Annotated in this window: 19 protein-coding genes; 7 read left to right on the forward strand and 12 right to left on the reverse strand. The window is 59.2% G+C overall.

Annotated elements, in window-relative coordinates:
* Window positions 1-370: 370 nt before the first annotated feature.
* Complete coding sequence (locus tag ASD36_RS16640) at window positions 371-964, reverse strand: TetR/AcrR family transcriptional regulator (protein WP_060505157.1); 594 nt, start codon at window positions 962-964, stop codon at window positions 371-373.
* 154 nt (window positions 965-1,118) lie between these two features.
* Here ASD36_RS16640 and ASD36_RS16645 point away from each other — a divergent pair, with 154 nt between their 5' ends.
* Together ASD36_RS16645 and ASD36_RS16650 are read left to right on the forward strand one after the other, a co-directional pair.
* Entirely contained in the window at window positions 1,119-1,517 is a 399-nt protein-coding gene (locus tag ASD36_RS16645) for a RidA family protein (protein ID WP_060505156.1), read from the forward strand.
* A gap of 258 nt (window positions 1,518-1,775) precedes the next feature.
* Window positions 1,776-2,780 (forward strand): methyltransferase, encoded by a 1,005-nt coding sequence (locus ASD36_RS16650; protein ID WP_060505155.1) that lies wholly within the window; start codon window positions 1,776-1,778, stop codon window positions 2,778-2,780.
* A gap of 88 nt (window positions 2,781-2,868) precedes the next feature.
* Here ASD36_RS16650 and ASD36_RS16655 read toward each other — a convergent pair whose 3' ends face one another.
* The 3 genes from ASD36_RS16655 to tpiA form a co-directional block, all read right to left on the reverse strand.
* Window positions 2,869-4,506, reverse strand: a complete 1,638-nt coding sequence (locus ASD36_RS16655; protein WP_060505617.1) for a CTP synthase — start codon at window positions 4,504-4,506, stop codon at window positions 2,869-2,871.
* Between the two features lie 144 nt (window positions 4,507-4,650).
* The gene (secG, locus tag ASD36_RS16660; protein ID WP_060505154.1) at window positions 4,651-5,127 is read right to left on the reverse strand and encodes a preprotein translocase subunit SecG; all 477 of its coding nucleotides are present in this window, start codon (window positions 5,125-5,127) and stop codon (window positions 4,651-4,653) included.
* A 255-nt stretch (window positions 5,128-5,382) separates the two neighbouring features.
* The gene (gene tpiA / locus ASD36_RS16665; RefSeq protein WP_060505153.1) at window positions 5,383-6,153 is read right to left on the reverse strand and encodes a triose-phosphate isomerase; all 771 of its coding nucleotides are present in this window, start codon (window positions 6,151-6,153) and stop codon (window positions 5,383-5,385) included.
* A gap of 205 nt (window positions 6,154-6,358) precedes the next feature.
* Between tpiA and ASD36_RS16670 the strand changes: the two genes are divergently transcribed.
* The 3 genes from ASD36_RS16670 (at window position 6,359) to ASD36_RS16680 (ending at window position 8,331) form a co-directional block, all read left to right on the forward strand.
* Entirely contained in the window at window positions 6,359-6,919 is a 561-nt protein-coding gene (locus tag ASD36_RS16670; RefSeq protein ID WP_060505152.1) for a cytochrome b, read from the forward strand.
* Between the two features lie 80 nt (window positions 6,920-6,999).
* Window positions 7,000-7,578 (forward strand): YceI family protein, encoded by a 579-nt coding sequence (locus ASD36_RS16675; protein WP_244482291.1) that lies wholly within the window; start codon window positions 7,000-7,002, stop codon window positions 7,576-7,578.
* A 204-nt stretch (window positions 7,579-7,782) separates the two neighbouring features.
* Entirely contained in the window at window positions 7,783-8,331 is a 549-nt protein-coding gene (locus tag ASD36_RS16680; RefSeq protein ID WP_060505150.1) for an OmpA family protein, read from the forward strand.
* Between the two features lie 27 nt (window positions 8,332-8,358).
* Here the strand turns inward: ASD36_RS16680 and ASD36_RS16685 are convergent, their stop codons facing one another.
* A complete protein-coding gene (locus tag ASD36_RS16685) occupies window positions 8,359-9,051 on the reverse strand; it encodes a TetR/AcrR family transcriptional regulator C-terminal domain-containing protein (RefSeq protein WP_060505149.1) in 693 nt (230 codons plus the stop codon).
* Between the two features lie 191 nt (window positions 9,052-9,242).
* Between ASD36_RS16685 and ASD36_RS16690 the strand changes: the two genes are divergently transcribed.
* On the forward strand, window positions 9,243-9,731 hold the full coding sequence (locus ASD36_RS16690; RefSeq protein ID WP_060505148.1) for a RidA family protein: 489 nt from the start codon (window positions 9,243-9,245) through the stop codon (window positions 9,729-9,731).
* A gap of 94 nt (window positions 9,732-9,825) precedes the next feature.
* On the opposite strand, the gene ASD36_RS16695 is transcribed toward ASD36_RS16690, so the two are convergent.
* The 6 genes from ASD36_RS16695 to ASD36_RS16720 all read right to left on the reverse strand — a co-directional run bounded on the left by ASD36_RS16695 (window position 9,826) and on the right by ASD36_RS16720 (window position 16,645).
* On the reverse strand, window positions 9,826-11,277 hold the full coding sequence (locus ASD36_RS16695; RefSeq protein WP_112834734.1) for an aspartate aminotransferase family protein: 1,452 nt from the start codon (window positions 11,275-11,277) through the stop codon (window positions 9,826-9,828).
* Between the two features lie 17 nt (window positions 11,278-11,294).
* The gene (locus tag ASD36_RS16700; RefSeq protein ID WP_060505146.1) at window positions 11,295-12,305 is read right to left on the reverse strand and encodes an NAD(P)-dependent oxidoreductase; all 1,011 of its coding nucleotides are present in this window, start codon (window positions 12,303-12,305) and stop codon (window positions 11,295-11,297) included.
* Window positions 12,302-12,757 carry a transporter gene (locus tag ASD36_RS16705; RefSeq protein ID WP_037100781.1) on the reverse strand — a complete coding sequence of 152 codons (456 nt, stop codon included), beginning with the start codon at window positions 12,755-12,757 and terminating at the stop codon, window positions 12,302-12,304. The genes ASD36_RS16700 and ASD36_RS16705 overlap by 4 nt, the downstream gene beginning before the upstream one ends.
* 115 nt (window positions 12,758-12,872) lie before the next feature.
* Entirely contained in the window at window positions 12,873-14,195 is a 1,323-nt protein-coding gene (locus tag ASD36_RS16710) for an FAD-binding oxidoreductase (protein ID WP_060505145.1), read from the reverse strand.
* Complete coding sequence (locus ASD36_RS16715) at window positions 14,192-15,634, reverse strand: UbiA family prenyltransferase (RefSeq protein WP_060505144.1); 1,443 nt, start codon at window positions 15,632-15,634, stop codon at window positions 14,192-14,194. Before ASD36_RS16715 ends, ASD36_RS16710 begins: the two co-directional genes overlap by 4 nt.
* Before the next feature lie 126 nt (window positions 15,635-15,760).
* Window positions 15,761-16,645 (reverse strand): phospholipase, encoded by an 885-nt coding sequence (locus ASD36_RS16720; RefSeq protein WP_060505143.1) that lies wholly within the window; start codon window positions 16,643-16,645, stop codon window positions 15,761-15,763.
* A 241-nt stretch (window positions 16,646-16,886) separates the two neighbouring features.
* Between ASD36_RS16720 and parE the strand changes: the two genes are divergently transcribed.
* Entirely contained in the window at window positions 16,887-18,965 is a 2,079-nt protein-coding gene (gene parE / locus ASD36_RS16725; RefSeq protein WP_060505142.1) for a DNA topoisomerase IV subunit B, read from the forward strand.
* Window positions 18,966-19,070: 105 nt separating this feature from the next.
* Here parE and ASD36_RS16730 read toward each other — a convergent pair whose 3' ends face one another.
* The gene (locus ASD36_RS16730) at window positions 19,071-19,529 is read right to left on the reverse strand and encodes a GNAT family N-acetyltransferase (protein ID WP_244489846.1); all 459 of its coding nucleotides are present in this window, start codon (window positions 19,527-19,529) and stop codon (window positions 19,071-19,073) included.
* Window positions 19,530-19,773 lie beyond the last annotated feature (244 nt).

Genomic DNA, 19,773 nt, shown 5'->3' on the forward strand with positions numbered 1-19,773 from the left:
CCCGGCATGCGTGCCACACAGGCACACCCGCCCCAGAAGGACAGGGGGAATCCATTTTCCGGGGGCTCTCCTTCCGGTCCGCCTGACGTTCNCCCGGCATGCGTGCCACACAGGCACACCCGCCCCAGAAGGACAGGGGGAATCCATTTTCCGGGGGCTCTCCTTCCGGTCCGCCTGACGTTCGCAGCCTCCTTGCAGGAGACGGTGAGGCTTCACGTGGAGCGCCAGCCCTGCCTCGCCGCAAACGTCTTGCGGTGTATCCGTGACAGAACCCCATGATCATCACACGGTTTTTCAGGGCGGGGATTTGCGGGGATAATTTTTCTTTGAGATGGCGCGCTGGTTTGGAATTGGCGCGAGCAAGGGCCGTTTATGCGAGCCTCACCAGAAGACCCGTGGCCAGGGACTGGAATGCCTCGACAGCCTTCGGCAGGACGTCCTGCGGATCGTCACTGGCAGCGATCCAAAGCGCAGCATTGAGTGCTGCCCCACTGAGAAGGCGGGCGGCGGCTTCGGCATCCACAGGTTTAAGAACTCCTTGTAAAATCAATCGCTCTACCGTTTGCCGGGTCGCCTGTAGACAACTGCTTTGGCTCGGCCATTGCGACGGGTCACCCAAGACGGCAGGACCATCGCGCAAGACGATGCGTTGCACTTCAGGATCCAGCGCCATCTCGATATAGGCCGCACCTTCGGCCAGCAGACACTGCCAATCGCCTCCCGCCCCTGCCCCGATCTGTTGCGCGCGCGAAGCCATTTCAGAATCGATCTGCTCGACAACTGCCGCCAGAAGCCCCCGTTTGTCCCCGAAATTATGATAGAGGGCGCCACGCGTCAGACCAACTTCAGCGGTCAAATCGTCCATTGACGCGGCTGAATATCCTTTTTCGGCAAAGGCCCTGCGTGCGGCCGCAATCAGCTTGACGCGGTTTTCTTCCATCATCTCGAGGCGCCGGTTGGCCATCTTATCCTCAAATTCATATACGCTTCGTATACGAAATTGACATGCGAGGCGCATGCTGCTATTTCGTATACGCACCGTATATGAAATAGCATGACCTGTGAAGTACAAAGCGCCGCTCACCAAATGCGGTCCCATCCCATTACGAGAGATGAAAATGACACAACGCCAAGCAATCTTCCCCCCGAACAAACATGCTCTCTATGAGGAGCATGGTTATTCTGCTGCCATTCGATCCGGTGACCTTCTGTTCGTATCCGGGCAGGTCGGCAGCCGCACCGATGGAACGCCTGAACCTGATTTTGAACAGCAAGTCAGACTAGCCTTTAAAAATCTTGAGGCCACGCTGGGCGCAGCCGGATGCACATTCGATGATATCGTGGATGTGATGTCGTTTCACACTGACCCCGAAAACCAGTTCCCATCCATCATGACCGTCAAGCAACAGGTTTTCAGCAAGCCGCCTTACCCTAACTGGACCGCAATCGGTGTCAATTGGCTCGCCGGTTTCGATTTCGAGATCAAGGTTATCGCGCGCATTCCAACCGACGCGTGATTTCCCGCCGTGGCAAACTCGATCCAATTGAAAACTCACGCACTATAGTGTGCTCAACATTCCCGGCGAGGGCCGATATCGGCCCTCGGATTACCCAATCGGCGCATGGATTGCACTCAACGAAAGACCGGCATAGCTGCTGCCACAGTTATCTTCTGCACCATTCCCCCGGTCTCACCGTCCACCGAACAAGCGCTCGACAGAGCCATTGCACGACAATAAAGTTACCGGAGTTTTCTTCTGTCGAGGGCGTTTGCGATGACGTTGAAGAATGCAATTCCGCAACCCACTCTCATCCAATCTCTTCAAGCATCCATTGCTCCGGCATTCGCCCTGCATGCCGGCGTGATACTCGGCGTGTTTACTGTACTTGGCGACACTACCCTCACGGCAGCAGATGTGGCGCGCGCTCTGAATGTCGATCCGCGCCGCCTCGAGCGATTGCTGTATGCCTTGGTTTCGGCTGGCCTTCTGGAAATCCACGACACAGGTTTTTGCAATGGTCCGGAGGCGGCCGCGTACCTTGTCCAGGGAGAACCCGGCTATATCGGCGAGGAGCACCAACTTCTCGATGAACTCTGGCGTGCAGATCTGATGACCGCCACATCTATTCGCGAGGCACGTCCCGCCGCGAAACATGATTTCGCCACGTCAGATCCCGAGGAAGCACTGGCATTCTTCCGTGGAACGGCGCCAAGTGCATTGGCCTTCGGACGCCGGCTGGCGGACATGATCGACTTCGAAGGCGTGCACTCGGCCATCGATATCGGTGGCGGGCCTGGCCATTCCCTCATCGGACTGCGTGAGACCAAGCCTGGCCTTCAAGTTACCCTGCTCGAATTTCCGGCGAATATAATACTTGCGAAGAAACTTCTGGCAGGAGAACCACTCGCCCATGGATTGAGATTCGAGGCCGGCAATATCGTGGAGACACCGTCGAGCACTCCCCACGACCTTGCCATTCTAAAGGCGGTGATCCAGGTGCTATCACGCGACGAGGCGGCCAAAGCCATTCGCAACACCCATGCCAGCCTCAAGTCAGGCGGAAGAATAGTGATCAGCGGTGTCGGCATTCTCAACGATGACCGGGTGTCACCGTTGGAGGCCGTCTTCTACGATTTGACCTTCATGAATCTTTATCCGGAAGGCGCGTCGTATACCCGACGCGAATACCGTTACTGGCTGTCGGAAGCGGGCTTCGTCGACATTGCATTCGATACCATGCCATCGGGAAGCCAGTTGATCTCGGCGAGAAAACCGTAGCTACGAACAAAAACCGCCCGCAACGGTTTGTTGCGAGCGGTTTATGTATCTGAACTCATGGTGAGTTACTGGCTAACGCCGAATCTTGTCAGACCAACCGGCTCTGCTCCACCGCCGCTTCGATGAAGCTCGCGAACAGCGGGTGCGGATCGAGCGGGCGGCTTTTCAGTTCCGGGTGGTACTGGACGCCGATGAACCATGGGTGATCAGGGTACTCGACAGTTTCCGGCAGCACGCCGTCCGGTGACATGCCGGAGAATTCCAGGCCGCAGGCTTCCAGCCGATCCTTGTAATCGACATTCACTTCGTAGCGATGGCGGTGACGCTCGGAAATATCGGTCGAGCCGTAGATATCGGCGATCTTGGTGCCCTTCTTGAGGCTGGCCTTGTAGGCACCGAGACGCATGGTGCCACCGAGATCACCGGAGGCTGCGCGCTTCTCCAGCGCGTTGCCCTTGACCCATTCGGTCATCAGGCCGACGACTGGCTCTTCGGTCTTGCCGAATTCAGTCGAGGACGCCTTTTCGATGCCAGCGAGATTGCGGGCCGCTTCAACGACTGCCATCTGCATGCCGAAGCAGATGCCGAAATATGGCACCTTGCGCTCACGGGCAAAACGAACCGCCTGGATCTTGCCTTCGGAGCCGCGCTCGCCAAAACCGCCGGGCACGAGGATGCCGTTGACCTTCTCGAGATAGGGCGACGGATCTTCCTTTTCGAAGACTTCCGACTCGATCCACTCAAGCTTGACCTTGATCCGGTTGGCGATTCCGCCGTGATACAGCGCCTCGATCAGCGACTTGTAGGCATCTTTCAGGCCGGTGTACTTGCCAACGATGGCGATGGTCACCTCGCCTTCCGGCGTGCGGATGCGGTTGGCGACTTCGAGCCAGTTTTCGATGCGCGGCGCCGGTGCCGGCTCGATGCCGAAGGCGGCCAGGACCTCGTTGTCGAGGCCTTCCTTGTGATAGGCGATCGGAACGTCATAGATCGACGCGACGTCGAGCGCCTGGATGACGGCGGACGGACGGACGTTGCAGAACAGCGACAGCTTGCGGCGCTCTGCCTCCGGGATTTCGCGGTCGGCGCGCACCAGCAGGATATCGGGGTGGATGCCGAGCGCCTGCAGTTCCTTGACGGAATGCTGGGTGGGCTTCGTCTTCAATTCGCCTGCAGCTGCGATGTAAGGCATCAGCGTCAGGTGGAGATAGATCGCGGTGCCGCGCGGAAGATCGTTCTTCAGCTGGCGGATCGCCTCCATGAACGGCATCGCCTCGATATCGCCGACAGTGCCGCCGATTTCGCAGATGACGAAATCGAACTCGTCATTGCCTTCGGTGACGAAGTTCTTGATCTCGTTGGTGACGTGCGGGATGACCTGGACAGTGGCGCCGAGATAATCGCCGCGGCGTTCCTTGTCGATGATGTTCTTGTAGATGCGGCCGGTGGTGATGTTGTCGGTCTTGGTCGCCGAGCGGCCGGTAAAGCGCTCGTAGTGACCGAGATCGAGATCCGTCTCCGCGCCATCGTCAGTCACGAACACTTCGCCGTGCTGCGTCGGGCTCATGGTGCCCGGGTCGACGTTGAGATAGGGGTCAAGTTTGCGAAGCCGCACCCGGTAACCCCGGGCCTGCAGCAACGCTCCGAGAGCAGCTGCGGCTATCCCTTTGCCAAGGGAAGAAACCACGCCGCCAGTGATGAATACATATCGCGCCATGGGCTTCACCGGATACCGTTTCAAAAATGATTCCGCCACCGAAAAATTCATCTTTCAGAATTTTTTCGTTCAAAAGGTTCGGGTGGCAAAATTCAAACAAAAGAAAACCGGCGGAAGACTGGCTTCCGCCGGCGATTATATCTGCATTGAGCCTTACTGGCCGCTTGGGACTTCCGAACCGGACGTTGCCGGCTTTGTTTCGGTCGTCGCAGGTGTCTGGGTTGCTGCCGGCGTCTGCGTAGTGGTCGCAGGCGTCTGGGTGGCGGCGCCGGACTGTGCGGGTGTCTGCGTCGGTGTCTGGGCAGGCGTCTCGCCAGCTGGCGGTGTTGTGCCGCCGCCGAGCGAATCAAGCACGCCGTTGCCGTTGTTGGTCGTGCCCGGGATGCGGTCGAGAACGTCGGTGGCGTTCGGCTGGTAGCGGGCGAGAATGCCCATGCCGAGCGCCAGCACGAAGAACAAAGCTGCAAGGATCGCCGTGGTGCGGGTCAGCGCGTTGGCGGTGCCGCGTGCGGACATGAAGCCCGAGCCGCCGCCGATGCCAAGGCCGCCGCCTTCGGAGCGCTGAATGAGCACGACGCCGATCAGCGCCAGCACAACCATGAGATAGATGACAAGCAATACGGTCTGCATTTTGTCCAGTCCTGCCTTAGATCACGCCTCGCCCGGCTTCATGAGAAAGCCTGATCTGAAACGCGATCGAGTGATCGTCCGGCATGGGAGACGCATCGAAATTGCAACGCAAGTTTCTGCGTCCGCTCCAGGCGGCAAAGATTAGTGTTGCGGCTGCATATACCAAGCCACCGCGCATTAAAAGCCCCTGCCCGTCTCTCCATGGACTTAATACCAGAGATAGACGGACAGAAATTTCAGGAATGGTCGCCGGGATCAGGCCGTGAGTTCGTCATACGCCCGGTAGATGGCGAGGAAGTCGTCGGCTTTCAAGCTTGCCCCGCCGATCAGTGCGCCATCGACATTGGCAACGCCCATCAATTCCCTAGCATTGCCCGGCTTGACGGAGCCGCCATAGAGGATGCGCATCTTGGCGCCGGCCGGGCCGAAGCGCGCGACGAGCTCTGCGCGCTGGAAGGCGTGGGCTTCCTCGACGTCAGCTGCCGTCGGCGTCAGGCCGGTGCCGATCGCCCAGACCGGTTCATAGGCAATCACGGTGTTTTCAGCGGTGGCGCTGTCCGGAATGGAGCCTGCGAGCTGGCGCTTCAGGACGTCCAGCGTCTGGCCGCCCTTGCGCTCATCACCGGTCTCGCCGATGCAGATGATGGCAATCAAGTCGGCAGCATAGGCAGCCTCGGCCTTGGCGCGAACGAGAGCATCCGTTTCCTTATGGTCGGTGCGGCGTTCGGAATGGCCGACGATGACATGAGTGCCGAAGCAATCGGCGATCATTTCGGCGGAGATGTCACCGGTATGGGCGCCGGACACCTTTTCGTGGCAATCCTGCGCGCCGATCAGCAGCGGGCTGTCGTCGCACAGCGCCGTTGCCACATAGAGCAGCGTCGCGGGCGGGCAGATCAGCGTCTCGACTTTTGCAGACAGATCGCCCTTGACGCCTTCCGCCATCGCCTTGATCTGATCGAGCGACGCCCGCAGACCATTCATTTTCCAGTTTCCGGCAACAAGCGGTTTTACCTCGGGCGTCATGTCGTCTCCTTAAGGGCATTGTCCTTTTCCCGGCAAAGGCCCTAGCAAATAAGCCGGGCAAAGAAAAGCTTACCGGCAACCTGGTAGCCACGCTGCGGCCGGTTTTCCAAGCGCCGGTATCGAAACCGTGAAGGCTGACCGGCTTGTCCGCACCGCGCGAAAGAGCGATGATTCGGCCAGTGCTTTTGACAGCCGGAGATCGGTGATGCTGCGCAACGGGCCGGATACGTTCGGGTGGGTGACCATTCTGCTTCACTGGACGATTGCCGTCCTGATCGCCGGGTTGCTGGTGCTTGGTTACGCCATGACCCTGCCAAGCATTGACCCGGTGTTGCAGTTCGACCTTTTCCAGTGGCACAAGTCCTTCGGGTTCACAGCCCTTGGCCTTTGTATCATCCGCGTTCTCTGGTGGCTGGCGGGCCGGCATCCGGCGGCCGTTGCGGGGCTCTCGATCCGGGAAAGACAGGCGAGTTTTGCCGTCCACAGCCTGCTTCTCTGCCTGACCCTGGCGGTGCCAATAACCGGCTGGGCACTCGCATCAGTCTCGACGCTCGATATTCCGAGCTTCTATTTCAATCTCGTCGTCATCCCGCATCTGCCGCTGGAGAAATCCGCCGTTGCCGAAACCGTGTGGACAACCGCCCACGCCATTCTCGCCTACGGCCTTGCAGCACTTGTGTTGCTGCATGCGGCGGCGGCCCTCCACCATCACTTCATCCGCCACGACGCGGTGCTTGTCCGCATGCTGCGCAGCCGCCGCAGCTAGGAATATTTCCGCTGCATCGTGCGTCTTACACGGCGAAAACCGGGCAATTGGGAAGGACCATAAAAATGTCTGCGCATTCAATGGTAATCACCGCCGCATTGATGACACTTGCGGGTCTCGTGGCTCATCCGGCCTTGTCTCAAGCCAAGGCGCCGACGCTGGATGACGCGGCCGGCCGCTACGATATCGACGGATCGTCACAGATCAACTTCAAGGTCGGACAGGTCGGCGGCGGCGGCATTTCCGGCAAATTCACCAAATTCTCCGGCACCTTCCAGCTGGATAGCGGCGACATCGGCAAATCCGTGGTGGAATTCTCGCTCTATCCGGAAACCGTTCAGACCGGCGAACCGCGCATCGAGAACTTCCTGCGCTCCACCGCCGTGTTCGATACCGCAGCCTACCCGAAAATCGTCTTCCGCTCGACCAGGATCACCCGTACCGGCGAGGACACGGCACAGATCGAAGGCAACCTGACGGCCAAGGGAACGACCCGAACCGAACATTTCGATGCGACACTGACCAAATGGAACCGGCGCGTCATCGGATTTCACATCCAGGGCGGGGTCTTCCGTACCCGCTACGACATGTCGGTCGGAATACCGATCTATTCCAATATCGTCGAGTTCGACATGATGGTGAACGGGCAAAAACACTAGCCTTTCCGATGCCGCCAGGCTGCGCCGTTATACTGCCCGTAAACTGTTCCTGCGGGAACATGTGAGCCAGCCGCTTGCGGCCCAAGATGCATTGAAGCCGCCGCTCCCTGTTTGGGAATTGACGGCGTATTAGGCGCAATTCTACTCTTTGCAGCATTGCTTATTCTTCAGTTATTTCATGGCCTGGAAATCCGGGGCGGTCACATGCGGTATGCTTTTTTCCAATCTCTTGTGTTCAGTCTCGGCCTGTTTCCGGCGGTGGCTTCGGCGCAGGACGTGCTGACCACGGCAACACCGGATCTGCTGATCCGCTCGCTCAACCCGGCCCTGGCGCAGAAGGAGAAAACCCGGGGATTGAAGATCGTTGGCGCCAAGGATCTGGAAACAGTCAACAGCTACGGCGACAGGCTTTTGGCGACGGTCAATCTCGCGGTCAATTTTCACTTCGGTTCGGCTGAACTGACACCACAGGCAGAGCGCCTTCTCGACACTGCCGGCACAGCGCTGCAATCCAGCGAGCTTGCTTCCTACCGGTTCGTGATCGGCGGTCATACGGATGCGGCCGGCACCGACGCTGACAATCTCGACCTCAGCCGGGCGCGGGCCGCATCAGCGACGCGGTATCTGTTGACGCATTACAAGATCGATACGAGACGGCTGGTTCTGCGGGCATTTGGCGAAACCGCCCTGCTCTTTCCGGCCGATCCCGAAGACGGGCGCAATCGCCGGGTCGAAATTTCGACGCTCAAATAGTGCGTGGAGATTCGACAACTACCAGCCTCATTTTTGAACGAGGCCATCCAGCAGGAAGTCGAGACCTTTCCTGAAAACGCCATCCCAATCGTTGTCCAGCAGCAGACGCGAGCGTTCGATTGTCGGGTAGTGTTCGCTGAGACGTGTCAGTCGCTGATGCCCTGCCGTCCTGTCCTCTTCCGAGAGGTCGAAGCTCGCCCGAGTGATGGTCGCGCCGATCACATAGTTCCAGAGCGACCATATCGCCGCGTTCAGATCTGCGTCGGCGACACCGGCTCTGGCCAAGGTCTTGCTCAGCAACTCCAACCGGCCGAGGATGTTTGCGCCAAGGGCTCGTTGCGGCAACAACGATGCTGACCAAGGGTGGCGCAACATGCTGGCGCGCCAGTCTTCGAGCATGTGAATGGCTTCCTGGCGCCAATCTTCAGCCTTGCCCGTTGCCGACGATCCGCGATATTCGAACACCGCGTTGAGGGCCAGATCAACGAGTTCCTCCTTGTTGGCGACGTGCCAATAGAGGCTCATGGCGCCCGCTCCGAGCCGGTCGGCCAGCCGGCGCATCTTCAATCCGCCGATGCCTTCAGCGTCCAGCAGTTCTACCGCAGTGGCGACGATCCGCTCCAGGGAGAGAGACGGCTCGCCGCGCTCAGCCGCAGGCTGGATCGACATATCTGTCTGTTGAGGCCGTTTGCTCTGCGCGCCGCTGCCTTTGCCTGCCATCCGTCTTCCTCACCGATCAGAATGCCGATGTAAGCCGACAATACAGCGCATGTCTATTCTGACGGATTGACTCGTACGTTGTACGATGCGATTTTATCGTACAACGTACGAGTCAGTTCGCAATGCGTTAAAATCCAATCCTGCAGACGCGAGGGTACGTTGCTCGTGGTCAGCGCAACCAAGAGAAAATCATGTCACGCGCAATCCAGCATCTGCTTATCGGAGGGCTCATCATCATGACTGCGGGAATTTCGACTGCGGCGGCAGCAAACGACAGCGATCGCAGGTTGACCATCGTCAATCCTAAGAACCTCTACGACCCGACGCCAAATGGCTACAGCACGGCGGTGATCGTGCCCCGCGAAGGCCGGGTCGCCTATATTTCCGGACAGGGAGGGCAGGACAGTACGGGAGCCTTGTCGCCTGACTTTGCCGTTCAGGTTAAGCAGGCCTATGCGAATCTGCGCGCCGCCCTTGATGCACTCGGCGCAAAGCCGGATCAGGTCGCAAAGCTGACGGTCTTCGTGGTCGATCACGATATGTCCAAGCTTGAGGTCTTGACCCGGAACATCAAGGAGATGTTCGGCGAAACGCTGCCGGCGCAGACGCTGATTCCGGTCCCCAAACTTGCAATTGACCCGATGCTCTTTGAGGTCGAGGCCGTCGTTTTGCTTGACTAAAGCACTTCCGACCGGTCGCTCGAACCGAAAGTGAAGCGGGCGCGCAGCTGCCAGCCGCGCGCCCGCAATGCAATTTCAATCCTGTCCCGGACGATCAGCCGAACTGGCTGCCGACGAAATCCTTGACGATGCGGATGATGCCGCGGCCGAGCAGGTCGTCGAGGGCGTCGCAGAGTTGATCGACATGCTGGCGTTCGCAGATCAGCGGCGGCAAGAGCCGGATGACGTTACGGTTATACTCGGTGAAAGCCACCAGCGTATCGTAATCACGCAGCAGAAGCGCGCCGATGAAACCCGACAGCGAGCCCTTCAGCTTGTCGTCCAGCACGGCAACCACCGGCCGCAGCACGAGCGGCAGCGTCTGGCTGAAATCCTGGAACTCCAGCCCGATCATCAGGCCCTGCCCGCGCACGTCCTTGATGATCTTCGGATACTTGTCCTTCAGCGCAGTCAGGCGTTCCAGCAGGTATTCACCCTGTACGGCGGCATTCTCGATCAGGTCCTCGTCATAGAGGACGTTCAAGGTCTCGATCGCCGTGATGGATGCCTCGCCAATACCGCCGAACGTGGCATGGGCATGGATCATCGCCGTCTTCGGCGTACCATAGGCTTTCATGTAGATTTCGCGGCGGGCGATCATGGCAGCCATCGCCGTCTTGCCACCGCCAAGAGACTTGGCGACCGCGGTGATATCGGGCACGACGTTTGCATATTCGAAGGCAAAGAAACGTCCGGAACGGCCGACACCGCACTGCACCTCATCGGCCACCCAGATGACGCCATGCTTGTTGCAAAGCGCGCGAACCTCCTGCCAGAACTCCGGCGGTGCGATATTGATGCCGCCACCGCCCTGAATGGTTTCCAGCACAAGCACGCCGATCGTCGGATCGCTCTCGAAAGCGCGGCGGATCGCCTCGATGTCGCCGAACGGCACCTTGACGTTGTTGTCGAGCAGCTGGAAATCACCCCGATAGAGCGGGCCGTCAGTGATCGACAGAACGCCGCGTGTCTTGCCGTGGAATGAGTTCTCGGCATAGACGATACGTGGCCGCTTCGGGCCAGCGACGCGCTCGGCAAGCTTGATGGCGGCTTCCATGGCCTCCGAGCCGGAGGAGCCGAGGAACACCATGTCGAGGTCACCCGGCGCGATTTCGGCGAGGTTCTTGGCGAGCGCCGCCGCATATTGCGACATGAAGGCAATGGCGATCTCGTGGCGGTTTTCGTCCTGGAACTGTTTTCGCGCAGCGATCAGGCGCTGGTGGTTATGGCCGAGCGCCAGCGAACCGAAGCCGCCGAAAAAGTCGAGGATCTTCCGGCCATTCTGGTCGACATAATACATGCCCTCGGCGGTCTCGATCTTGATCTTGTTGAAGCCGAGCAGCTTCATGAAATGAAGCTGCCCCGGATTCAGATGATCCTTGAACAGCGTCGTCATGTCGGCGACGCTCATGTCCTTGGCCTGTTCGACCGTCATCAGGTTGGGCTTCTTGATGCCGCCATCGAGGGCGGGGGCGTCAACGGCGACGCGGTGCGTTTTGTCGAGCATGGTCGTTGTTTCCTGATTCATTCGGCCGGTACGGCGGCTGCGTGCGCGAAGGTCTTGCCGGCTTTCTTGGCGCGGTATTCGTCATAGGCGGCGATCAGCATGGCGCCGTCATTGTACTCGGCCTTCCAGCCAAGCTCCTTCTTGAGCTTGCCGGTTTCGCGGATGCACATCTCGTCGGCGATCAGATACTGTTCCGGATCCATGATCGGCAGATTGGCGAAATCGAAGGCAGCGAGCGTTGCCTTCACCGCAAAGGCAGGCGTCGGCAACAGGAACGATTTCGAACCGGCATGAACGATCAGGTCGCCGAGCAGCTTCTTCACCGATGGCGGATTGTCGGAACCAAGATTATAGGCCTCGTTCGGCACGCCGCCCTTCCAGGCGAGACGGGCGGCTTCGGCGCAATCGAACACCGAGATGAACTGGTAGGGGTTCTTGCCCGAACCGATCATCGGCACCGGCAGGTTGGCGTCGATCAGCTTGAACAGCTTTTCCAGGATACCCAGACGGCCGGGGCCAATGATCAGGCGTGGGCGGAAGATCGAGATGTTCATGCCCTGCTTGCGCCATTCGGCGGCAAGCTGCTCTGTTGCCCATTTCGACTTGCCGTATTCACCCAGCGGCTTGGCCGGATGCGCCTCGGTCTGCGGCGACATCACCGTGTGGCCATAGATCATGTCGGTGGTGAACTGCACCAGCCGGTTGGCGCCGGACTTTGCCGTCGCCTTCATGATGTTCTCAGCACCGTAATAATTGACCGGCCAGAAGAACTGCCAGCGCTTGGAGCGCACCTGCAGCGGCGACAGCATCTTCGCCGCCATGTTGTAGACCATGTCGTCCGGTCCGATCTCGACCTTCATGACATCTTCTGCATTGGTGACATCGCAATGGACGAAACGGACGCGGGCATAATGCGGCAGGTCGGACTTGACGATATCGGCAACGAGAACCTCTTGCCCCTCGTGAACCAGGCGTTCCGCCAGATGGCGCCCGACGAAGCCGTCACCGCCAAAAATGATATGTTTCATGATGCGCTCCCGATTTTTACTGTTTTTGTGCCCGCAGCTTCAAGCGATGGCTGGTCCTCGTGCGAGGACATGCCAGCCCCTGACAGGCCGGACTGGGCGATGAGAATGGTTCCGACGCAGATGAAGCCGATGCCGGCGATGCGCCAGGCGTTCAGATCCTCGTGGAAGACGAAATAGGCAAAGACGGCCACGGCCACATAGGCAAGGCTCAGAAATGGATAGGCGAAGGAGAGTTCCACCTTCGATAGTACGTAAAGGTGCGACACCATCGAAATGACGAAGGTGGCTAGTCCGGCGAAGACCCAGGGGTTGAAAACCACCTGGAAAATACGGGCAATGAAAGTATCAGCCGTGAAGCTCAACGGACCGAGCGAAAGCATACCCTGTTTTAGCATGACTTGTGCCGCAGCGTTGGTAATCACGGTGAAGAGAATGAATACGATATACTTCATGTCGATGCTCCCTGTTCCCGTCGCGATACCTACACGCAAGAGCGGTATATTCCGTGAAAATCGGGCGTTTATTTAATTCAAATTGTTCCTATTCTCATTTTGGCAAAGCCCATTCTCATTTCGGCAAAGAAAGGGCCGTCCGCTTCCAGAAATTCGAAACCATTGCCGGATCGCGCAAAGCTTCCAGCTGCCGCCAGCGCGGGAACGAGAAGTCAAAGGTTTGCGGGCTCATCCGCGCATCCTTGTAGGGATTGATGGCACCACCGGCCTCGACAACCATGGCGTCCAGCCGGTTGAGAAGCTTAAGGGTCTCTTCACCCTGATTGGCGAAATCCAAAGTCAGCGTAAAACCCGGCCTCGGGAAGGACAAAAATCCGCCTGAAATCTGCTCGCCGAACTTCTTCAACACTGTGAGGAAAGAGGCGTGGCCGGCCGCGCGGGCAGTCTCCAGCAACCGTGCCGTCAGCTCAGGCGCATTGCCCGCTGGATAGACGCTCTGGTGCTGGTAAAGGCCCTTGGGGCCATAAAGCCGATTCCAGTTGCCGATGGCATCCAGCGGGTGGAAATAACCCGGCCATTTCACCGTCTTGACCGTTTCGCCCGGCTTTTCCTTGCGGAAGTAAAGTTCGTTGAATGCCTTCAGCGTCAGCGTGTTCAAGAGATTGAACGGCGGCGCGAACGGAACCGACAATCGTCTCGCCTTCGGCATGTCCGGAAATTCGCAGGAGGCATCGGCATGATCACCGGCCAGAAGCACACCCCTGCCCGTCCTCTTTCCGGTGGCCAACTGGTCGATCCAGGCGACGGAATATTCGTGCTCGCCATCAACGGTTTCGACCATGCCGAAATATTCATTCAGGCTATCGAAGCGGATGGCGTGTTGCTGGATGTGGGCGGATGGCACCTTCATCAGCTGCAGGTCGACCGACAGGATCAGCCCCGTCAGGCCCATGCCGGCGATGGTGGCAAAAAACAGGTCGCGATTTTCCGTTGCCGAGCAGGTCAGTACCTCGCCGCTCGACCGCAACAATGTCAGGCCAAGCACATGCTTGCCGAAAGTACCGCGGGCGTGATGGTTCTTGCCGTGCACATCATTGGCGACGGCCCCTGCAACCGTGACCGACGCGGTTCCCGGCGTCACCGGCAAGAAAAACCGGTGCGGGATCGCTGTTTCGAGAATGGAGCGAAGCGTGACGCCGGCATCGCAGGAAATGATGCCGGTTCCCGGATCGAAACCGAGGATGCGGGTGCGTACCCGGCTCTCGATCAGCCTGCCCGCGTCGTTATGGCAACTGTCGCCATAGGACCGGCCGTTGCCGAATGGCAGGAAAGCGCCGGGCGCCGCAGTTTCACGCAGGTTCTCATAGGCATCGGGCGATACGGACTGCCGGGCGCGGCAATCGATCCGGCCCCAGCTGTCAAATTCGGCGGGGGTCATGGCGTTCCCAAAGCACCGGCGAGCACAAACATGGCGCCGAGCGCCATGGTGACGAGGCTGCGCCAGTCGCGCATGATGAACACCACAGGATCCTCATGCAGCATGCCGCGGCGGGCCAGCATCCAGATGCGCAGCAGCATATAGAGCACCAGCGGGCAGAGCGGCCACAGCGCCCAATCCAGCCTGTACATTTCCTGCATTTCCTTGCTGTGAATATAGAGCGCCAGAACCAGTGCAGAGGCAAAGGCCGAAGAAACACCGGCCTGTCCGACCATTTCGAAATCGACCGCCATATAGCCGCGCCCCGGCACCTGGTTGCCGTCGCGGCCGTCATATTCATCGAGCTCGACATAGCGCTTGACCAGCGCCAGGCTGAGGAAAAAGAAGATCGAGAACGACAGGAGCCAGAAGGACAGATCCGTGCCTGTGGCAGCAGCACCGGCGATGATGCGAACTGTATAGAGCCCGGCCAGTGTGAAGACATCGACCAAGAGCTTGCGCTTGAGCACAAACGTGTAGGCAGTCGTCGCCAAGGCATAAAAACCGAGTACGAGGGCGAAATCGTACGGCAGCACAGCCGTCAGCGAGAGCGAGGCAAGGAGCAGGCACAGCGCTATCATCAGCCCCATCGGCACCGACATCTGGCCGCTTGCCAGCGGCCGGTTGCGCTTCTTCGGATGACGGCGGTCGCTGGTGAGATCCGACAGATCGTTGACCACATAGACAGCAGAGGCAAGGAAGCTGAAGGCGAAGAACGCCAGGATGACGTTGACCACCGCATCCATGTGCAAGATGTCGTGGTTGAGGACCATCGGAACGCCGATCAGCACATTCTTTGCCCATTGATGCACGCGGATCGATTTCAGGGCTGCCAACGGGCTCGCCTTGCCGAGATCGAGCTTTTCGGCATCATGTGCCCGGCGCCATTTTTCGGCGGCGGCATCCGGCGCCACGACAATCGCCTTGCGGGCGGCATCAAACACCGGCACGTCATCGCGGCTGTTGCCCATATAGTCGAAACCGCCCTCGCCGAACTGTTCGATCAGTTTTTCCCGCTTGCGGCGGCTGGTGAGGTTGACGTCCGTGGTGCTGTGCAGGACGGAGGAAAAAGCGCCGGTATGAGCTGCAACCCCAAGCGCCACGCTTTCGGCGGCACCGGTGACCAGAATGACCTGCCGGCCGGTTTCGCGCTCGCGCGCCAGACGCTTGAGCACCGCCTCGCGATAGGGCCAGTCGGCCGCCTGGCGTCCGGAGCGTGCGGCAACCTCGTATTTCAGCCGCGCCTTGCCCTTCGTCATCCAGATAAGAACTGCAAATAGCATCAGCGGATTGCGCAACAGAATGATCGCCACGCCCTCCCAGAGCGTGTCGGCAGCAAGCAATGTGCCGTCAAGATCGACGCATAGCGGAATATGCCGCGTTTCTGTCCGAGCATCCATAAGATCAAACCCCGATAAAATATACCCGGGACAGTCCCATGTTCAGCTTTCGAAAGTGCAAACAGCGCTCGCCTTAAGGTTTCAAACTGCTGCGTTGGTTAATGAATCCCGGATATATTCGGTGTTTCAATCCAGCCCGATCCAGTTCAGTGCATCGCGCCAGTCCGTCATACGGACGGGGGTGCCGTGCGACCCTGTCTGGAAAAGGACGATGCGGGCGGGATAGTTCGCTTTCCTCAGCGAGCGGTAGAACGCGATCTGGCCGGACACGGGATAGACAGTATCGGCGCCGCCATGGCTGAAGAATATCGGCAGTTTCTTCTTGTAGGCGGCACTCTTGCTGAAAGCCGCATCAGAGGGACCGCCCATGATCATCATGCCCTTGAGGTCTGCAACAGCCTGCGGATTGCGGGTGAGGCCCCAGCAGATGAAACTGCCCATCGAGGCGCATGAGAGCACGACCGGTCGGCCAGGGGATTGCTGCCGGGCATAGGCAATCAATCCAGCGACATCGGCGACGCCCGCATCATCGAAGGAGCGCATGCTCGGGGCATAGTAGACGCCGCCATTTTCGACAGCGAGGTTCTTTAGCCGGTTGAAATTGCCGCCGAACGACCAGTCATTGGCGCCGAGCCGCCGGTCGCCGCCTCGGCCATGGATGAAGATGACGGTGAATGTCGCGCCCCTCGCAGCACCCACCCGCAGCACATCCAGCGGCCGGGTGGCGAGATCGAGCGTCTCGTTGACCTGCGCGCTCTTGACGCCGAGCGACACATAGGTTCGCCTTACCCGGCGTTCCGGCTCGGTGTCACGAGCGTGGATATCGCGCATCTTGTCGTAATCGACGACGCGGTAATCGCCGCCATCCTCCGTTTCCAGCACCGTTCCATAGGAAAACAGCTCGTCCTTAAAGGGCTTCAGCGGCGCGGCCTGTGCCGGCAAAACCAGGGCGGCCATGACGATTGCGGCAAAAAAGGCACGAAAGGTCAAATGAGTTGTGGACAGGTGCATCCGGAATGTTCCTCTTTTGATCCAAGCCTTGCCATCGGACCTTCCGCAAAGCAACAGTTGGGGCTATTGAAGGCACGATCGGCGTGTTGACGCGCGCGGCTGAGTGATTGGGCTGGCCTGGTCGCTCTCGCGCTGGGAATTTGGCAGAATTCCAGCGATTCGTGCAGACATTCCTGACGGCTCAGTCCGAACCTTGGGCCGGGCCTGAAGCCGCCACCACGGAAAGACATCAAAACAGACTATGACCGACAGCAACGATCTCTTTTCAGCAATGCCCCTGGTACCGAAGCCTGCGACGGATCCCGTCGTGCCAAAGCCGGTTGTTGCCACGCCCGCCGCCGCGCCGGTGGCGGAACAGCGCAGCAGTACCCCGGCGGCGCTGAAGGCCGATGCCGGCGATTACAACGCCTCGGCAATCGAGGTGCTGGAGGGGCTGGAACCTGTGCGCCGCCGTCCCGGCATGTATATCGGCGGCACCGACGAAAAGGCTCTGCACCATCTGTTTGCCGAAGTCATCGACAACTCGATGGACGAAGCTGTTGCCGGACACGCCAATTTCATCGACGTCCATCTCGACGCCGAAGGCTGCCTGTCGGTGACCGATAACGGCCGTGGTATTCCGGTCGAGAACCATCCGAAATTTCCGGGCAAGTCGACGCTCGAAGTGATCATGACCATCCTGCATGCGGGCGGCAAATTCGACAGCAAGGTCTACGAGACCTCCGGTGGTCTGCACGGCGTCGGCGTCTCGGTCGTCAACGCGCTGTCGGACATTCTCGAAGTTGAGGTTGCCCGTAATCGCAAACTCTATCGTCAGCGCTTTTCGCGCGGCATTCCGCAAGGCGGGCTCGAAGAACTGGGCGACGTGCAGAACCGGCGCGGCACGAAGGTCAAGTTCCATCCGGATCCGGAGATCTTCGGATCGCATGCCAAATTCGATCCCGCCCGGCTGTTCCGCATGGCGCGGTCGAAGGCCTATCTGTTCGGCGGCGTCGAAATCCGCTGGTCCTGCGATCCCTCGCTGATCGAAGGTACGGATACGCCGGACAAGGCGGTGTTCCACTTCCCCGGAGGCCTGAAGGATTACCTGCAGGCAACGATGGGCAAGGAATTCACCGTCACCCGCGAAATCTTTGCCGGCAAGACCGAAAAGACCGGCGGCCATGGCGCGCTCGAATGGGCCGTCACCTGGTATGGTGGCGACAGCATCGTACATTCCTATTGCAACACCATTCCGACACCGGAAGGCGGCACGCACGAAGCCGGCTTCCGCATCGCGCTCACCAAGGGCCTCAAAGCCTATGCGGAACTGACGCAGAACAAGCGCGCGGCGATTGTGACCACCGAAGACGTGATGATCTCGGCCGCCGGTATGCTGTCGGTGTTCATCCGCGAACCGGAATTCGTCGGCCAGACCAAGGACAAGCTGGCGACCGTCGAAGCGCAGCGCATCGTCGAGAACGCGCTTCGCGATCCCTTCGACCATTTCCTTGCCGATAACCCGCAAGAAGCCCACAAGCTGCTGGAATGGGTCATCGAGCGCGCCGACGAGCGTGTGCGCCGCCGCAAGGAAAAGGAAGTCACCCGCAAATCGGCGGTGCGCAAGCTGCGCCTGCCGGGCAAGCTTGCCGACTGCTCGCAGAATTCGGCCGAAGGGGCCGAACTTTTCATTGTCGAAGGCGATTCGGCTGGTGGCTCGGCAAAACAGGCGCGCAACCGCTCCAACCAGGCGATCCTGCCTTTGCGCGGAAAAATCCTCAACGTTGCCAGTGCTGGCCGCGAAAAACTCGGCGCCAACCAGCAGATCAGCGATCTCGTCCAGGCGCTCGGCTGCGGCACGCGCAGCAAGTACCGTGAGGAAGACCTGCGCTATGAGCGCGTCATCGTCATGACCGATGCCGACGTCGACGGTGCCCACATCGCCTCGCTGCTGATCACGTTCTTTTATCAGGAAATGCCGGAACTCGTTCGCGGCGGACATCTCTATCTGGCCGTACCGCCGCTTTACCGCATCACCCAAGGGGCAAAGACGCTCTACGCCCGCGACGACGCGCATCGGGTGGAACTGGTCGAGACGGAATTCAATGGCCGCGGCAAGATCGAGATCGGCCGCTTCAAGGGTCTTGGCGAAATGATGCCGGCGCAGTTGAAGGAAACCACGATGGATCCTTCCAAGCGCACGCTCTTGAAAGTCGCCATCGACGAGGTGGATTTCGAAGGCACGCGCGAAGCCGTCGACAACCTGATGGGCACCAAGGCCGATGCCCGCTTCCGCTTCATCCAGGAACGTGCCGTGTTTGCCGACAACCTGGATATCTAGCTCAAAGCCTTCGCAGATCGATTCAACACATTGTGGAATTGATTCAGCTTTCCGCTCCAACTCACGGAGCGGAAACGGTTTTCCCTGAAGTAACCTCGCTCTGCGTCAGGCGATGGCCTTTTCCATGAACAGGCTGAACGGGTCCGGTTGATAGGAACCGAACGGTCCAATCTCGACATAGCCGGCGGTCTTGTAGAGGCCGATCGCCTCCGGCTGATAGATGCCGGTCTCAAGCCGGATGGCCGACAGTCCGGCGCCGCGGCCATGGCCTTCGAGATGCTCGAGCAGCTTGCGGCCGATCTTCAGGCCACGTGCCTGCGGATCGACGAACATGCGCTTGATCTCGGCGCTGCCATCACCAGCATCCACCAGCGCACAACAGCCGACGACCTCTCCCTCATGGCGGGCGACGAAAAAGGAGACGGACGGTTTTTCCAGCGTCGAGACATCGACAAGGTGATTGCTTTCGGCCGGATAAAGCGATTGCGCGTAGGCATCGGATTGATCAAGCAAGTTCTGGACGCCCGGCTGGCGCGGCGATTCTTTTTCAATGGTCAGAGTCACTTGGCGTTGTTCCTTCGCAGATCGATTCATCCCGTTTCCAGTCAATCCTAAAAGTACGGTAGTGAAAACGACAGACGGAAAATCTGGCCATGTACGGCGGCTAACCTCACTCAGAGCAACCGGCAGAAACAAATTGTTTCCAAGCCTTCCCCACTTTGCCTTACTTCCGGAGCAAACGGGCCCTTAGTTCAGCGAAGTCAGAATCGCTCCTTACAGAACGATTTTTCACCGAATTGGAGAGATA

Origin of the sequence: Rhizobium sp. Root1334, assembly GCF_001426665.1 — a bacterium.
In the GTDB taxonomy this organism is placed as follows: domain Bacteria; phylum Pseudomonadota; class Alphaproteobacteria; order Rhizobiales; family Rhizobiaceae; genus Pararhizobium.

Excerpts from the sequence above, each read along its gene's own strand:
- ASD36_RS16640 (WP_060505157.1), bottom strand. The coding sequence starts at position 964 with ATGGCCAACCGGCGCCTCGAGATGATGGAAGAAAACCGCGTCAAGCTG.
- ASD36_RS16645 (WP_060505156.1), top strand. The coding sequence starts at position 1,119 with ATGACACAACGCCAAGCAATCTTCCCCCCGAACAAACATGCTCTCTAT.
- ASD36_RS16650 (WP_060505155.1), top strand. The coding sequence starts at position 1,776 with ATGACGTTGAAGAATGCAATTCCGCAACCCACTCTCATCCAATCTCTT.
- secG (WP_060505154.1), bottom strand. The coding sequence starts at position 5,127 with ATGCAGACCGTATTGCTTGTCATCTATCTCATGGTTGTGCTGGCGCTG.
- tpiA (WP_060505153.1), bottom strand. The coding sequence starts at position 6,153 with ATGACGCCCGAGGTAAAACCGCTTGTTGCCGGAAACTGGAAAATGAAT.
- ASD36_RS16670 (WP_060505152.1), top strand. The coding sequence starts at position 6,359 with ATGCTGCGCAACGGGCCGGATACGTTCGGGTGGGTGACCATTCTGCTT.
- ASD36_RS16675 (WP_244482291.1), top strand. The coding sequence starts at position 7,000 with ATGGTAATCACCGCCGCATTGATGACACTTGCGGGTCTCGTGGCTCAT.
- ASD36_RS16680 (WP_060505150.1), top strand. The coding sequence starts at position 7,783 with ATGCGGTATGCTTTTTTCCAATCTCTTGTGTTCAGTCTCGGCCTGTTT.
- ASD36_RS16685 (WP_060505149.1), bottom strand. The coding sequence starts at position 9,051 with ATGGCAGGCAAAGGCAGCGGCGCGCAGAGCAAACGGCCTCAACAGACA.
- ASD36_RS16690 (WP_060505148.1), top strand. The coding sequence starts at position 9,243 with ATGTCACGCGCAATCCAGCATCTGCTTATCGGAGGGCTCATCATCATG.
- ASD36_RS16695 (WP_112834734.1), bottom strand. The coding sequence starts at position 11,277 with ATGCTCGACAAAACGCACCGCGTCGCCGTTGACGCCCCCGCCCTCGAT.
- ASD36_RS16700 (WP_060505146.1), bottom strand. The coding sequence starts at position 12,305 with ATGAAACATATCATTTTTGGCGGTGACGGCTTCGTCGGGCGCCATCTG.
- ASD36_RS16705 (WP_037100781.1), bottom strand. The coding sequence starts at position 12,757 with ATGAAGTATATCGTATTCATTCTCTTCACCGTGATTACCAACGCTGCG.
- ASD36_RS16710 (WP_060505145.1), bottom strand. The coding sequence starts at position 14,195 with ATGACCCCCGCCGAATTTGACAGCTGGGGCCGGATCGATTGCCGCGCC.
- ASD36_RS16715 (WP_060505144.1), bottom strand. The coding sequence starts at position 15,634 with ATGGATGCTCGGACAGAAACGCGGCATATTCCGCTATGCGTCGATCTT.
- ASD36_RS16720 (WP_060505143.1), bottom strand. The coding sequence starts at position 16,645 with ATGCACCTGTCCACAACTCATTTGACCTTTCGTGCCTTTTTTGCCGCA.
- parE (WP_060505142.1), top strand. The coding sequence starts at position 16,887 with ATGACCGACAGCAACGATCTCTTTTCAGCAATGCCCCTGGTACCGAAG.